Genomic DNA, 10,317 nt, shown 5'->3' on the forward strand with positions numbered 1-10,317 from the left:
TTCCGCCGCGTCGCCACTCGCTACGAGAAGACCGCCCGCAACTACGCCGCCGTCGTCACGCTCGCCGCCATCGTCCTATGGCTCCGGTAACTGTCCACGCGACCTAGAGCCTTCGTTGTTGCATCGTCGTTTTTTCAAAAACCGGCGGCCAGCTTTCGGGACGATGCTCTAAGACGATCCGCGCCGGCCCCGGCGCGGTACGACGGGAACGGGCCGGCTTCCTCCAGGGAGCCGGCCCGCTTCGTTTTGACCGGTGCGGGCAATGCGCGGGGTGCTGTCGGATCAGGAGGCGGTTCCCGCCGATCGGGCCGGCTCCGCCGCCAGGCTTGCCAGCGCCATGCGGTAGGTCATGTCGTGGGAGGCGAGGGTATCCGCGATGAAGCGGTCCACGGCCGCCAGGCCGCGGGCCGTCGGAGCGAGATCCTTCAAGCCGCGGCCCGCCGAGGTGAGGAGGCCGCCGGCCTCGGCCGCCGTCAGGATGTTGCGGACATGCGACCGGGACACCCCGAACCGCGCGACGATGTCGGAAAAGTCGCTCTCGCGGATGGCGGCTTGCGCATCCTCTTCCCGCAGCAGGATCACCCGCACCAGGACCTGGAAGCCCTGATACATCTGGAGGAACGGGACGATGTCGCCGTTCTGCGCGATGAACCGGCCGATGACGTCGAACGTGCCGACCGAGACCCGGCGCTGAGTCAGATGGAAGGCCGGGTCGCGGGTCACGGCGGGACCGTATCCGGGGTCCGGATAGAGCTCCTGCAGCACGCCGTAATAGGCGGACAGCAAGACCCGATCCCAAGCGAGAAGTTTTTCCGTCGGCACGAGCAGGCGCAGCCGGCCGTCGGCGGCGGGGCGCTCAAGGACGACGTGACCCGTCTCGACGAGCCGGGCGATGAGATCGTCGATCTGCCGCGGACTCGACAGCCCGAAGGAGGCGCCGGCCTCCTTGAGCCGCGCGAGCGTCGGCCACGTCGCCCGGTCCGCCGGGTCCCAGGCCGCATGGAGGCAGATGATTGCGCTGATGATGGCGACCCGGTAGGCCGCGCTCTGCCATCCGCCGGGGAAGGTCGCGATTTCGTAGCACGCCATCGTGGCGGCGATGTAGCGCCGTCGCATCCGGTGGAAGTCGGGATGGATCAGGATCTCGCCGCTCGTCCGGTGCGCGATCTCGGGGAGGAAGCGCTGGAACTGCGACGGGGCCGGCGGACTCGGAACGAAACGTCCCTCGCGAGCGACCGCGGCATCCGTTCCTGCAACCTGCAAGGAACCGCTCGTCTTCGGCATGGGGGCTGTGTGTCTCGGTTGCGCCGTGAGGGCCGGACGCCCGAGCGGCGGCTGTGAGCGCAGCCTCATCCCGTCTCGGCGCCCTGTCTTCATCGGCCTGTCCATGGATGCCGATTTCGACCCGTTCAGGATCGTACCGGCGTCGTGTCTCTCACAAAACGCCCGCTGCGCCCTCGCGGCCGAAGAGAGCGGGTCGGTAATCGGCAGTTCCGTGAGGCCCTCTTAAAGAGAGGTCTGGAGGAGATCGCAACCGGTGCATGATTGCGTAACGCCGCGCCGTCGCGCTCGCTCCATTGTCCCTCGGGCCCGATTTAACGGAATTCGAGGGGATCGTGCAGGGCGAGCGATCGGAGGCCGACGGCGTCACGGATGGGATTGCCGGCCGCCGTTCCTATCGTTGGAATAATCCCGTTCTCGAATTTGAATTTTGAGGTCATTTAGTCTAATATATTATAAATATTTGGATTTCGCTTTCATTGATCTTTGTCGACATCATCGGCCATCTTGTCCGGACGCTGCTCAGCAACGCATCCGGGGCATCGCGCCGGACGCGTTTTGATGTTTTCGGATTCGATGTCGCGTTCCGTTCCCCGCCTCGTCCTCGCGGCCGTCGCCTATCGCTACGGCCCGACTCCGGTGATTGATCGCGTCGATCTCGAGATCGACGCGGGCGAGCGCATCGGCATCCTCGGCCGCTCGGGGGTCGGAAAATCGACCCTCCTGCAGATCATGGCCGGGCTCGTCGCCCCCTCCGCCGGGGGCGTGCGGCTCGACGGGGCGCCCGCCCGCGGGCCGGTGCCGGGTTGCACGGTGATGTTCCAGCGCCCGGCCCTGCTGCCCTGGGCGAGCGTGCTCGACAACGTGCTCCTGCCCGCCCGCCTCTCCGGACGCCGCGACCGGGCGGCGTGCGAGGCGCCGGCGCGCCGCCTCCTCGACGATCTCGGCCTCGCCGAGCGCGCGGACGCAAAGCCGCACCAGCTCTCGGGCGGGCAGCAGCAGCGGGTGGCGCTGGCCCGGGCGCTGGCGAGCGAACCCTCGATCCTGCTCCTCGACGAGCCGTTCTCGGCGCTCGATCCCGAGATGCGGGCGAGCCTGCGCGCCGACGTGCTGCGGCTCGCCCGCGCCCGCGACCTGACGCTGATCGTCGTCACCCACGACCTTGCCGACGTCGCCGCGCTCGCGGCGCGGGCGGTCGTGCTCGACGGACGTCCGGCCCGGATCGCCGCGGATTTCGCCCTCAATGACGACGCGGAGGCGAACCTGCGCCGCCGTCTCGGTGCACTCCCGCGGCCCGTGTCCGGCGTCACCGGCCGCGCCGCCTGATCCTTCCTCTCCGAGACCGCACGATGAGCGCCCCCGACGACCTCTCCGCCCTGTGGACGCACGAATGGACGCGCGCCGACTGGACGCGCCGCAACACCCTCGACGCGCTCGCCCGCGGTGGCCTCGCCGCCCTGCTCGGCGGCGGCGGGCTCGCCCTGTCGGGCCGCGCCGTGCACGCGGCCGAGGACGACACCGTGCGCATCGGCTACCTGCCGATCACCGACGCGACCGCGCTGCTGGTGGCCCATGCCAAGGGCTTCTTCGAGGAGGCGGGCCTGAAGGTCGCCGAGCCGATCCCGGTGCGCTCGTGGTCGGCGCTGGTCGAGGGCTTTGCCGCGGGCAAGTTCAACCTCGCCCACCTGCTCAAGCCCATCCCGGTCTGGATGCGCTACAACAACAAGTTCCCGGTCAAGGTGCTCGCCTGGGCTCACACCAACGGCTCGGGCATCGTCGTCGGCGGCAAGAGCGGGATCGAGGACTTCAGGGGGCTGGCGGGCAAGCGCGTCGCGGTGCCGTACTGGTACTCGATGCACAACGTCGTGCTGCAATACGCCCTGCGCGAATCCGGGGTCGTGCCGGTGATCCGGGGGGACGCCGGGCCGAACGAGTGCGCGCTTCAGATCCTGGCGCCGCCCGAGATGCCGGCAGCACTCGCGGCAGGCAAGATCGACGGCTACATCGTCGCCGAGCCGTTCAACGCGCTGGGCGAGTTGAGGGCTGGCGCGCGGATGCTGCGCTTCACCGGCGACATCTGGAAGAACCATCCCTGCTGCGTCGTGGTCGCCCACGAGAGCCAGATCGCGGCCAGGCCCGAATGGGCCGGCAAGGCGGTCGATGCCATCGTGCGGGCGCAGGCCTATTGCGTGAAGAACCGCGAGGAGGTCGCCCGGCTGATCTCGAAGGAGGGCCGCGGCTACCTGCCGATGCCCGCCGACGTCGTGATCAAGGCCACCACCGATTACGGCCCGGCCTACGAGGCGAGCGGCGCGATCCGCCACCGCGAATGGGCGGCGCAACGCATCGACTTCCAGCCCTGGCCCTATCCGTCCGCGACCAAGCTCATCGTCGAGGCGATGGGCAACACCGTGGTCGAGGGGGATGCCGGCTTCCTAAAAGGTCTCGATCCGGATTTCGTCGCGCGCGATCTCGTCGACGACCGCTTCGTGCGGGCCTCGCTCCGGCGCTATCCGGAATGGCCGGGCGCGGCGGATGACGCCGCGCTCACCCGTCAGGAGACCCTGAGCCTGTGAGCGGGGGTGCGATCGAGGCGGCGCTGGCCGTCGAGCGGGAGGTCGCGGCTCCCGCGCCGCGCCGGGCCGGAATCAGGCTCGGCTCCGCCCAGGCCCTCGACCAGCTGGCCCCGCTCGTCGGACTCGCGGGTCTGCTCGCCCTGTGGTTCGCGGGCGGGCTGGTTCTGGAAAGCGTGCCGGCCTACGCCGCCTTCGCCGGCTTCGCGCCGGGGCCCGCCCTGGCTTCCTTCTGGGACCTGATCGCCTCCGGCGAGGCGTGGCGGGCCGCCGCCCCGAGTCTCGCGCGGATCGGCCAGGGCCTCGCCGTCGCGTTTCTCCTCGGCGCGCCGCTCGGACTGCTGGTCGGCTCGGCGCCGCTCGCCGAGCGCATCCTGCAGCCGCCGTTCCAACTCCTGCGGATGATCTCGCCGCTCGCCTGGATGCCGGTGGCGGTGCTCGCCTTTCCGAGCTGGGACGGGGCCATCGTCTTCCTAATCGCGGCCGCCGCGATCTGGCCGATCCTGTTCGCCACCGCCGCCGGCGTGAAGCGGGTCGATCCGGTCTGGCTCGCCATGGCGCGCAATCTCGGTGCCGGCCGGCTCGCGGCCCTGCGCGCCGTCGTCGTCCCGGCGGTGCTGCAGGACATCCTCACCGGCCTGCGGCTGGCGCTCGGCGTCGCCTGGATCGTGCTGGTGCCGGCCGAGTATCTCGGGGTCACGAGCGGGCTCGGCTACGCCATCAACGATGCCCGCGACACCCTCTCCTACGACCGGCTCGCCGCCCTCGTCCTGCTCATCGGACTGATCGGCTACGCCCTCGACAGCGGGCTCGGGCGTCTCGCTGCCCGCGCCCGCTGGATTCCCGCCACGTAAGGAAACAACCGATGACCGCGACCGCCACGAAAGACATCATCCAAACCTTCGAGAAGGTGTTCGAGCCGATCGACCGCGAGCGGCTGCACGCCCTCTCTGAGAAGGGCCGGGCCGATCCCAGCGTGGTGAAGACCGTGCGCGCCCGCACGGTCGCGGAGGGGCGCCGCTTTCGCCACCTCAACTACATCCGCAACCTCGACGCCCACATCGTCGACGAGCCGCCGGCCTTGCTCGGCGACGACACCGCCCCGAACCCGACCGAGGCCCTGCTCGCGGCGTTGGGCACCTGCGTTGCCGTCGGCCTCCAGGCCAACGCGATCGCCCGCGGCTGGACCGTCAAGGGCATCGAGGTCGAATCGGAAGGCGACATCAACATCACTTCGGTCTGGGGCACCGGCGACCTCTCGGAGAAGCCGGTCGGGCTCACCACTGTCCGGCTCAAGGTGCATCTCGACATCGAGGGCGCGACGGCGACCGAACTCGACGAACTCGTGGCCCATGCCGGGCAATGGTCGCCGGTGCTCAACACGGTGAAGAACCCCGTCGCCGTCACCCTGGCGCGGGCCTGAACCCGATGGCCGCCAGCGCCCGCATCGTGGAGTCCGCGCCGCCCGACGTCGCCGGGATCGTGCGCGAGCGCTTGCGCCCGCGCCTCGCCGCGATCGACGCCGGGGAATACCCTGCTGACATCTTGCGGGCGCTCGGGGCGACGGGCGCCTACGGGCACCACGCTGACGGCACGGCTGCGGGGCTGCTCGCCGCCATCGACGCGATGACGGAGGCGGGGCAGGCCTGCCTCTCGACCGCCTTCTGCATGTGGTGCCAGGACGCCCTGGTCTGGTACCTCGCCCGCGGCGACGAGGCCGGTCCGCGCCGCCATCTCGCGGCCCTGGCCTCGGGTGCGGCGCTCGGCGGCACCGGGCTGTCGAACCCGATGAAGGCATTCTCCGGCATCGAGCCGCTGGCGCTTCAGGGCGAGCGCGCGGGCAGCGGCTACCGGGTGCGCGGGCGCCTGCCCTGGGTCTCGAATCTCGGCCCCGGCCACCGCTTCGCCGGCATCCTTGCCCTCCCCGACGGCCGGCGCGTCATGGGCCTGTTCGAGGCCGGCACGGACGCCGTCTCGATCGCCGCCAACGCCCGCTTCGTCGCGCTCGAAGGTACCGGCACCTACACGGTGATGGTCCGCGACGCGCATCTGTCCGAGGCCGACGTGATCACGCACGATGCCGCCGCCTTCGTGCCGCGTATCCGCAACGGCTTCGTGCTGCTCCAGACCGGCATGGGCCTGGGGCTCGCCCTCGGCGCCGCGGCGCTGATGCGCGCGGATGCCCGCGGCCGGACGAACGCGGCGTTCCTGCCGCTTGGTCCGGAGGCGATCGAAGCGCGGGCGGACGCCTTGCGCGCGCGCGTCGGGGCCGCTGCCGAGGCGCATGCCGCGACCGACCGCGCGACCTTCCTGGAGACGCTGCGGCTGCGCCTCGACGTGTCCTGGCTGGCGCTGGAGGCGGCACAATCGGCCATGCTCCAGGCCGGCGCGCGGGGCTATCTGGAAGGCGCAGAGGCGTTCCGGCGGCTGCGCGAGGCGCAGTTCGTGGCGATCGTCACGCCCTCGGTGAAGCACATCACCACGGAACTCGCGCGAGGCGCCTGACCCGACTTCCGCCTCGCGGGGACGGGGTCAGTCGAGGTGCTCAACCGGAAACGGTGCGAGACGTCTCACGAACCGTCCGCTGCATGGGCCGCGCGCTCGACCGGCGATGGTGCAGCGGGCGCTTCGTGTGAAAGCGAACGCTGGCGACTGAGTGACTCTCACAAAACTCCCGTTTCGCTGTCGTCTCCAGAGAGAACGGCCGGTGATCGGGAGTTTTGTGAGGCACTCTTACTCCGGAGGAAGGTCCACGTCGGGCTCGCTCTCGACCTCGACGACCGCGGGCGCGGCAACGGGAGCGAGCGACCGGGCCGACGGGGCGGATGGCATCATCGCCGCGCCTGACGCCACGAGCCCGGCCAGCATCCGCAGGTCTGCCGGCTGGCGCGGATCGTCGGCCACGCGCTCGGCATCCACCTGGAGCCGAAGGTTGCAGGCTTTCGGAGCCAGCGCGCCGTCCGGTGTGCAGGCGTCGTGGCGGGCGCAGGCTGCGTCCAGTGCATCGACGGGCGCCGCCGGGCCGTTGTTGCCGGGCCCGCAGTAATTGCCGTGCAGCAGCATCGGCGGACCGTCGACCGCTACGGCGGTCTGCGTGAGTGCGGGCACCGCCAAGCCGGCGACCAGAAGCAGAGGAAGAATCGAACGGTTCATCGGAAAGCGTCTCTCCTGTCGTCGATCGTATTTGCGCACGGATGCCGTCCCGGCGCCGTCCGGCCGCGCCGTGCGCGTGGCGACCGGTCCGAGGAGGCGCGACGATCGACCGCCGCGCTCGAGCCCTTAGCGGAGGCTCGCTGAGCGCCGCCCGGCCGAGGAGGCCATCCCCTCGTCGAAGGCGGCGCGGCAACCGGGGCTGAGGCTCGTCCGCTGTGCCTTCATGCAGCTCACGATGCGTCCGCGGTCCGGAATCGATGTCAGGCACAGCCGCATGACGTCGTCGCGGCACAGAGCGGCCTGCTCCTCCTCACCGGCCCGCACGCTGGCTGTGCCGGTGGCCGAGAAGGCGATCAGAGCCAGCACCGCGCGGGTTCCGATCCTCATCATCAAGGTCTCCTGTCTCCTGCCGGCCGGGTGATCGCTCCAGCCAAGGTCCGACGGTGAACGTCAGGAGATGTCGGCTCGTTCCGTGGGCCCCTGACCGCAACGGCGGGAGGCTGGTGCGCCTTCCGCCGCGGCGGAACGGATTGCCTGCGTTTTCGATGCTGCGATGTCTGCAAATATATAAGACAATATTAAAAGCGCTAATGGAATTTGTGCTGAAACATTGCGCCAGAAGAGGGTTCTATGGTGAGATCAATATCGGGAGATCATCGATGCAAAAAATTCGCATTGCGTGCTTTACTTCACTTTTTCTGATCGGGGGCCTCGGTGTCGCGTCGGCAGGGGAGACGTCCGGTCAGACCGGGGCTCAGCAGCCGGCCGCGCCCTCCGGCACGTCGCGTGCCGGCACGGCGGGCGAGATGCAGAAGGGCGACGCGATGAAAGGTGGGGAGATGGGTGGCGGATCGGGGAATACCGGCGTGCCGGGAACGTCCCCCGCTGCGGAGGGGAACAGGAACCAGGACTCGCGCACCACGAAGACACGCGACCGCTAAGGCGGATCTCCCTTGGCCGGGACCGGACGGTTCCGGCCTCAGGCCGCGACCGGCACCTCGCGATGCAGGTAGTTCGGCCGGAACTCGGCCATCTCCATGAGGCGGGGCAGGTCGCACAGCGTCAGGCGCTTGCCCTTGCGCTCGATCAGCCCCGCGCGCTTGAGTTCGCCCAGCGAGCGGTTCACGTGCACGCTGGTCATGCCGGTGGTGTCGGCAAGGTCGAGCTGCGTGATCGGCAGGTCGTAGCTGTTGCCGAAGGCCAACCCTACGGCCCGCATGCGCACCAGCAACTCGCAGAACAGGTGGGCGAGCCGCTCCACGGCGGAGCGCCGGCCGAGATTCATGATCCACTCGCGCAGGATCGCCTCATCGACGAGCGCGGCCGTGCGCAGGCCCCGCTCCAGGGCGGGACGCGCGCGCAGATCCCGAGCGGCCTCGGGGGCGACCCGGACGATGCGACAGGTGGAGAGGGTGCCGACCGCGTGATCAATCCGGTCCAGGACGGAGCTTTCGAAGTCGCAGACATCCCCCGGAATGAGATAGGCCATGATCTGGCGCGCCCCGTTCTCCCGCAGCTTGTAGCGGCAGGCGAATCCCTCGGTGATCGCCAGCATGCCCTCCGGCCGGTCGCCCTCGCAGATCAGGTCGGCTCCGGATGGGGCCAGCCGCGTTCCCGATTCGAACAGGGCCAGGGCGGTGGCGTCCGCCTCTTCCAACCGGCCGAATCCCTGCAGCTTGCGCAGGACGGGCCCGCCCGTCGCGGCGATGCCCCCCGGTACGACCTTCATCGAACCTGTCCCGTCTGAGTCGCCCTTCCACCCGCCGCGCAGCTCTCATCGCGCGGCAAGGCCAGCCCGGTGGCGGGGCACCCCGCACCCGTCAGGGCATGCGCCGAGGAATCCGCCACGGCATCCGCCAGGCCCGGGCCGAGGATCGAGGCGGCCTGGACGAGCAGAACGAAATCCCTCCGGTTCGGCTGTGTCATGCACGCTCCCCAAACGTGAAATGCCTGGACCGCCGTGAGAACGGGCGGCGCAGCTTCCCACGGTACCCTCGCCGACTGTCCACCGAACCCGCGGGGTCAAGGGGCGTGCGGCGAGGGGCCGGGAAGGTTGCAGGACACGTTAAACGTCGATCCAGCGGCATGTAAGCCGCTCCCTCCTGTGTGTGCGGTATCCGACATTGCAATATTTGCCATGGGACGCGTGTTGAGCAAGAGCTCCGGCAATCGATGTCGATTCTCTAGTGAGATGCCGCGATTGGATACGGTCACCTTCGGGAGAAGCATCCATTGCGCCGGCGCGGCGGCTTCCGGGGCGTTGCCGAAGGCTACCCTTCGGTTTCACCCGCTTCCCTCCTCCGAGCGAGAGGGCGCGGGCTGCCGGATCTTGAGACGTCCGGCGCCCAGGTGCCGAGCCGACCGGACACGACCTGTTTGCCTGCCCCTGCGACGCCATCCATGGCAGGATCGTCCGCGCCTACGGGGCCATCGCAAGGGGCAGGACCCTTGCTCGTGCCCTTCGGGGCAAGCCCCTACACCGTCTTCCGGCACTCGGCGACGCAGGTCCGGCACGCCTCGCGGCAGGCGCGGCAGGCTGCGATGTCGGGGAACTTGGCGCATTCGGTCTCGCAGGCGGTGCAGATGTCGGCCACCGCCCGGGCCATGGCGCGGGTGTGGGGCGAGTTGACCGCCGCGAGCGTCTCCAGTGCCGCGCAGGCATGGACGAGATCGTAGGTCGCCTTCATGCAGGCGGCCATGCTCGTATCCTTCATCGCCAGCATGGCGAAGCAGTGGCCCAGGCAGTCGTTGCCGGTGGCCACGCAGCGGGCGCTCGCCTCCTTCAGCGCCGAGAACGGTGCCGGATGGTCGGCATGGCCGCCATGGTCGTGCCCATGAGCCTGTCCATGCGCTTCACCGTGAGCGTGACCATGATCGTGGTCGGCCGCCTGGGCACGAGCCGTAGCCAGCGAGGCCAAGCCCGCCGCCGCGCCCAAAGCCGTGATGAAGTTCCGACGTTCCATCCCGCTCATCCCCCGTTCGCTGATCCGGCCGCGCACCCTCATCGGTCGTGGGCCGAGACGGCTATCCTACCGCTCCGCCGATGGACGGCGAAACCGGTCTGCGAAAGATGTGATCGGCAGCCCGAAAAGACCCGGCCGAGCGCATCGCGCCCGGCGCCCCCGGTCCTCGTCTCGGCCATGCCTGGGCCTGCGGGCTGGAGCATCGTCCCGAAAGGTGGCCACCGGCTTTCGGAAAAGACGATGCTCTAGGTCGCGTGGACAGTTACCGGAGCCATAGGACGATGGCGGCGAGCGTGACGACGGCGGCGTAGTTGCGGGCGGTCTTCTCGTAGCGAGTGGCGACGCGG

At 69.6% G+C, this 10,317-nt stretch carries 12 protein-coding genes and 2 pseudogenes; 7 read left to right on the forward strand and 7 right to left on the reverse strand.

The genetic code is table 11. From position 1 onward, the window contains the following. Positions 1-90: pseudogene (locus MFF24_RS28005) on the forward strand (IS5/IS1182 family transposase); the annotation flags it as partial. A 192-nt stretch (positions 91-282) separates the two neighbouring features. Here MFF24_RS28005 and MFF24_RS28010 read toward each other — a convergent pair. After that, positions 283-1,284, reverse strand: coding sequence for a hypothetical protein (locus MFF24_RS28010; RefSeq protein ID WP_238229141.1), 1,002 nt, complete (start codon positions 1,282-1,284; stop codon positions 283-285). Between the two features lie 573 nt (positions 1,285-1,857). Here MFF24_RS28010 and MFF24_RS28015 point away from each other — a divergent pair. The 5 genes from MFF24_RS28015 to MFF24_RS28035 are packed head-to-tail and all read left to right on the forward strand — an operon-like array spanning position 1,858 to position 6,359. Then, entirely contained in the window at positions 1,858-2,607 is a 750-nt protein-coding gene (locus MFF24_RS28015) for an ABC transporter ATP-binding protein (RefSeq protein WP_238229142.1), read from the forward strand. A gap of 23 nt (positions 2,608-2,630) precedes the next feature. Further along, the gene (locus MFF24_RS28020) at positions 2,631-3,857 is read left to right on the forward strand and encodes an ABC transporter substrate-binding protein (RefSeq protein ID WP_238229143.1); all 1,227 of its coding nucleotides are present in this window, start codon (positions 2,631-2,633) and stop codon (positions 3,855-3,857) included. Beyond that, positions 3,854-4,708, forward strand: a complete 855-nt coding sequence (locus MFF24_RS28025) for an ABC transporter permease (RefSeq protein WP_108941271.1) — start codon at positions 3,854-3,856, stop codon at positions 4,706-4,708. The genes MFF24_RS28020 and MFF24_RS28025 overlap by 4 nt, the downstream gene beginning before the upstream one ends. Before the next feature lie 11 nt (positions 4,709-4,719). Continuing rightward, entirely contained in the window at positions 4,720-5,277 is a 558-nt protein-coding gene (locus MFF24_RS28030) for an OsmC family protein (RefSeq protein WP_108941270.1), read from the forward strand. A 5-nt stretch (positions 5,278-5,282) separates the two neighbouring features. Further along, positions 5,283-6,359, forward strand: coding sequence for an acyl-CoA dehydrogenase family protein (locus tag MFF24_RS28035; protein WP_238229144.1), 1,077 nt, complete (start codon positions 5,283-5,285; stop codon positions 6,357-6,359). A 228-nt stretch (positions 6,360-6,587) separates the two neighbouring features. Here MFF24_RS28035 and MFF24_RS28040 read toward each other — a convergent pair whose 3' ends face one another. After that, entirely contained in the window at positions 6,588-7,007 is a 420-nt protein-coding gene (locus MFF24_RS28040) for a phospholipase A2 family protein (RefSeq protein ID WP_238229145.1), read from the reverse strand. 126 nt (positions 7,008-7,133) lie between these two features. Beyond that, positions 7,134-7,397, reverse strand: a complete 264-nt coding sequence (locus MFF24_RS28045; protein ID WP_108941267.1) for a hypothetical protein — start codon at positions 7,395-7,397, stop codon at positions 7,134-7,136. A 200-nt stretch (positions 7,398-7,597) separates the two neighbouring features. Between MFF24_RS28045 and MFF24_RS28050 the strand changes: the two genes are divergently transcribed. Further along, positions 7,598-7,948 carry a hypothetical protein gene (locus MFF24_RS28050; RefSeq protein WP_238229146.1) on the forward strand — a complete coding sequence of 117 codons (351 nt, stop codon included), beginning with the start codon at positions 7,598-7,600 and terminating at the stop codon, positions 7,946-7,948. A gap of 38 nt (positions 7,949-7,986) precedes the next feature. Here MFF24_RS28050 and MFF24_RS28055 read toward each other — a convergent pair whose 3' ends face one another. From MFF24_RS28055 to MFF24_RS28070, 4 genes and pseudogenes are all read right to left on the reverse strand, one after another. Continuing rightward, positions 7,987-8,736, reverse strand: a complete 750-nt coding sequence (locus MFF24_RS28055; protein ID WP_108941265.1) for a Crp/Fnr family transcriptional regulator — start codon at positions 8,734-8,736, stop codon at positions 7,987-7,989. Continuing rightward, the gene (locus MFF24_RS28060) at positions 8,733-8,933 is read right to left on the reverse strand and encodes a hypothetical protein (RefSeq protein WP_108941264.1); all 201 of its coding nucleotides are present in this window, start codon (positions 8,931-8,933) and stop codon (positions 8,733-8,735) included. Before MFF24_RS28060 ends, MFF24_RS28055 begins: the two co-directional genes overlap by 4 nt. A 548-nt stretch (positions 8,934-9,481) precedes the next feature. After that, positions 9,482-9,970 (reverse strand): four-helix bundle copper-binding protein, encoded by a 489-nt coding sequence (locus MFF24_RS28065; protein ID WP_133090278.1) that lies wholly within the window; start codon positions 9,968-9,970, stop codon positions 9,482-9,484. Between the two features lie 262 nt (positions 9,971-10,232). Next, positions 10,233-10,317: pseudogene (locus MFF24_RS28070) on the reverse strand (IS5/IS1182 family transposase); the annotation flags it as partial.

Origin of the sequence: Methylorubrum aminovorans (genome assembly GCF_022179725.1) — a bacterium.
GTDB classification, from domain to species: domain Bacteria; phylum Pseudomonadota; class Alphaproteobacteria; order Rhizobiales; family Beijerinckiaceae; genus Methylobacterium; species Methylobacterium aminovorans.

What these genes read in the sequence shown, in the direction of transcription:
- MFF24_RS28010 (WP_238229141.1), bottom strand. Translation starts at nt 1,284, where the DNA reads ATGCCGAAGACGAGCGGTTCCTTGCAGGTTGCAGGAACGGATGCCGCG.
- MFF24_RS28015 (WP_238229142.1), top strand. Translation starts at nt 1,858, where the DNA reads ATGTCGCGTTCCGTTCCCCGCCTCGTCCTCGCGGCCGTCGCCTATCGC.
- MFF24_RS28020 (WP_238229143.1), top strand. Translation starts at nt 2,631, where the DNA reads ATGAGCGCCCCCGACGACCTCTCCGCCCTGTGGACGCACGAATGGACG.
- MFF24_RS28030 (WP_108941270.1), top strand. Translation starts at nt 4,720, where the DNA reads ATGACCGCGACCGCCACGAAAGACATCATCCAAACCTTCGAGAAGGTG.
- MFF24_RS28035 (WP_238229144.1), top strand. Translation starts at nt 5,283, where the DNA reads ATGGCCGCCAGCGCCCGCATCGTGGAGTCCGCGCCGCCCGACGTCGCC.
- MFF24_RS28040 (WP_238229145.1), bottom strand. Translation starts at nt 7,007, where the DNA reads ATGAACCGTTCGATTCTTCCTCTGCTTCTGGTCGCCGGCTTGGCGGTG.
- MFF24_RS28045 (WP_108941267.1), bottom strand. Translation starts at nt 7,397, where the DNA reads ATGATGAGGATCGGAACCCGCGCGGTGCTGGCTCTGATCGCCTTCTCG.
- MFF24_RS28050 (WP_238229146.1), top strand. Translation starts at nt 7,598, where the DNA reads ATGGAATTTGTGCTGAAACATTGCGCCAGAAGAGGGTTCTATGGTGAG.
- MFF24_RS28055 (WP_108941265.1), bottom strand. Translation starts at nt 8,736, where the DNA reads ATGAAGGTCGTACCGGGGGGCATCGCCGCGACGGGCGGGCCCGTCCTG.
- MFF24_RS28060 (WP_108941264.1), bottom strand. Translation starts at nt 8,933, where the DNA reads ATGACACAGCCGAACCGGAGGGATTTCGTTCTGCTCGTCCAGGCCGCC.
- MFF24_RS28065 (WP_133090278.1), bottom strand. Translation starts at nt 9,970, where the DNA reads ATGGAACGTCGGAACTTCATCACGGCTTTGGGCGCGGCGGCGGGCTTG.